Origin of the sequence: Marinimicrobium sp. UBA4509 (assembly GCF_002388575.1) — a bacterium.
Lineage (GTDB): Bacteria > Pseudomonadota > Gammaproteobacteria > Pseudomonadales > Cellvibrionaceae > Marinimicrobium > Marinimicrobium koreense.
In genome coordinates, this window is sequence record NZ_DGMV01000049.1 from 6,226 (window position 1) to 9,092 (window position 2,867).

The following is a 2,867-nucleotide window of genomic DNA, read 5'->3' on the forward strand; positions in this document are numbered from 1 at the left end:
GATGGGCATTCCCCTTGGTACCGTTAAAACCCACCTGCTCCGTGGTAAAAAGGCCCTGAGAACCCATCTGTCATCCTGGCAGGAGACGGCACAATGAAATCCGATATTCCCAACGACGAGCGCGAACTGGACGCCTGGCTGAGCCAGACGCTGCAGCGTAACAGCGACCACATTGACGACGCCGGTTTTACCGATGCGGTGATGCACCGCCTGCCAGTGCGCCGCGCGGGGCGTTTGTCCAGAGTCCTCTGGGTGCTGTTGATGGCGGGACTGGCCGGTCTGCTGGCGCTGGTACTGATTCCCGCCCCAACCTGGGCCTATGCGCTGGCGGGGGCGATGCTGGCAACGCCGTTGACGGTCGTGATTCAGGTGGGGCTGCTGGCGACGGCGGTGTTGGTGGCCGGCGCCAGCTACTGGGTCTGGCAGGAGGATTGATCGTTTGGCGATAGCCCCTCATTCGCGTTAGAATTGGCGCCACTCCTCGGGGAGGTCATGTACCTGAGACGCTCTGACCACAGAGCGGACCCGTTGAACCTGATCCGGTTAATGCCGGCGTAGGGATAGGAAGAGGAACCAGCGCCCTCGAAATAGTCGTAGGGTGCCGCAGGCCAGCCCCTTGGCCCGCCACAATAAATAGCGTTCCAGCACACTCCCGCTCGCATACCGGGTCTCCACTTAAACGTTGTTTTGGAGACTCTGCCCATGAACCCGACACGCTTTTCGCTTTCCGCTTTGACGGCCGCGCTTTTGACGGTCAGCACTCAGGCACAGGATGTGGCCCAGATCGATGAAGAAATTCTGGTCACCGCCGATTTTCGCCAGTCCGGCCTTCTTGACCTAGCCGCCAGCGCCTCGGTCATTGATGCCGAAACCATCCGCCAGCGCGGCGCCGACCACCTGTCCCAGGTGCTGAATACCGCGCCCAACGTCAACTTTTCCGCCGGCACCTCCCGGGCCCGTTTCTTCCAGATTCGCGGTATCGGCGAGCGCAGCCAGTTCGTCGAGCCGGTCAACCCGTCGGTTGGCCTGATCATCGACGGTATTGATATGACCGGCATTGGCGCCGGCGCCACCACCCTGGATATCCAGCAGGTCGAAGTGCTGAGGGGGCCTCAGGGCACGCTCTACGGCGCCAACGCCATGGCCGGCCTGATCAATATGGTCTCGGGCACGCCCACTGAATCATTCGAAGGTACGGCCAGCCTCGGGTTGGCCGAGTACAACACCCACACTGCCAGCGGCGTCATCAGCGGCCCGGTATCGGACACGCTCAGCTATCGCCTTGCGGCGGGCACCACCCTCAGTGATGGCTATCAGGAAAACGCCTTTCTCGGCACCGACGACAATGCCGATATCGATGAGCAGACCCTGCGGGGCAAACTGCGTTGGCAGCCCCGCGCCGACCTCACGGTCGACCTGACTGCCTTCTATGTCGATGTCGACAACGGTTACGACGGCTTCTCCCTGGACAACACCCGCACCACTCTGTCGGACCAGCCGGGCCACGACCGCCAGGAGAGCACCGCCGGTTCGGTGCGCCTGCAGTGGCAGGCTACCGAGGCGTTTGATGTGGAGGCGCTGGTCAGTCACGCCCAGTCCGATCTCGAATATGGCTACGATGAGGACTGGGCCTACGAAGATATCTGTGTCGACTTCGAGTGTGTTTTCGACGGCTACAACTCCTTTGATAACTACCTGCGGGACAACGACAATACCAGCGTCGACCTGCGCCTGGTATCGCGCAATGCAGAGGATGAGCTGGGCTGGGTGGTCGGTACTTACTACCGGGACCAGAGTGAGGACTTACGCCGGGAGTACACCTACCTGGAAGAGGATTTCCGAAGTGCCTTCAGTACCGAGAACACCGCGCTCTACGGTCAGTTGGATATTCCCCTGGCCGAGCGCCTGACCCTGAAAGCCGGCCTGCGCCACGAAACCCGCGATGCCGACTACGCTGACAGTGACGGCGCCGTATTCAGTCCCTCGGAAGACATGTGGGGCGGCAAGCTGGCTCTGGAATATCGGGATGAAGCGGATAACCTGTGGTACGCCCTGGCCTCGCGCGGCTTCAAGGCCGGTGGCTTCAACAGCAGTCAGACGCTGGCGGCGAATGAGCGGGAGTTTGACACCGAAACCCTATGGAATTACGAAGCGGGCTGGAAGGGCGAAGCACTCGACGGTGCCCTGCAGACCCGTGTGGCGGTGTTTTATCAGGACCGGGACGATGTGCAGACCAAGCAGTCCCGGGTGGTTCCGGACGAGGGCGATGACTGTCCCTGCAGCTTTATCGACTACACCACCAACGCTGCGGCGGGCAGTGCCCGAGGCCTTGAGCTTGAAGCCAATGCCCGGCTCAACCGTATGACCGAGGTGTTTGCCAGCGTGGGCTTACTCGATAGCGAATTTGACGACTTCCAGAGCTTCGCGCACGTCGGCGCAAACGAAGAGACTGGTGAGCCGGAGGATCTGAGCGGCCGCGATCTGCCTCATGCCCCGAGCTATCAATTCGCGGTGGGTGCGCTGTTTAACCTGACGGAGCACTGGTATGCTCGCGTGGAGTTGGAGGGCAAAGATGAGTTTTATTTCTCCAGCCGCCACGAGGAGCAGTCCGATGCGTATGAATTATTGAATGGCCGGATCGGTTATCGTGCCGATAGTTGGGAGGTGGCGCTCTGGGGCCGCAACCTGACCGATGAGGACGTCAAAACCCGGGGCTTCGGCGCCTTCGGTAACGACCCTCGAGATGGTTATGAAACCAAGCCCTATTATCAGTTCGGCGAGCCGCGCGTTGTGGGGGTTGATTTTAATCTGCGGTTCTAGGCGGGCTTTTTTAGGTTCGGGGGCGTCGGTGTCAGGAACCTTGACTC

Annotated in this window: 2 protein-coding genes and 1 riboswitch; both genes read left to right on the forward strand. The window is 60.8% G+C overall.

Annotated elements, in window-relative coordinates:
- Window positions 1-93: 93 nt before the first annotated feature.
- Complete coding sequence (locus tag B3520_RS07745) at window positions 94-435, forward strand: DUF5056 domain-containing protein (RefSeq protein WP_286804110.1); 342 nt, start codon at window positions 94-96, stop codon at window positions 433-435.
- 37 nt (window positions 436-472) lie between these two features.
- A riboswitch (TPP riboswitch) is annotated at window positions 473-579 on the forward strand.
- Between the two features lie 123 nt (window positions 580-702).
- Window positions 703-2,820, forward strand: a complete 2,118-nt coding sequence (locus B3520_RS07750; RefSeq protein ID WP_286804111.1) for a TonB-dependent receptor — start codon at window positions 703-705, stop codon at window positions 2,818-2,820.
- The last annotated feature ends 47 nt before the right edge of the window (window positions 2,821-2,867 follow it).

Excerpts from the sequence above, each read along its gene's own strand:
- B3520_RS07750 (WP_286804111.1), top strand. The coding sequence starts at position 703 with ATGAACCCGACACGCTTTTCGCTTTCCGCTTTGACGGCCGCGCTTTTG.
- B3520_RS07745 (WP_286804110.1), top strand. The coding sequence starts at position 94 with ATGAAATCCGATATTCCCAACGACGAGCGCGAACTGGACGCCTGGCTG.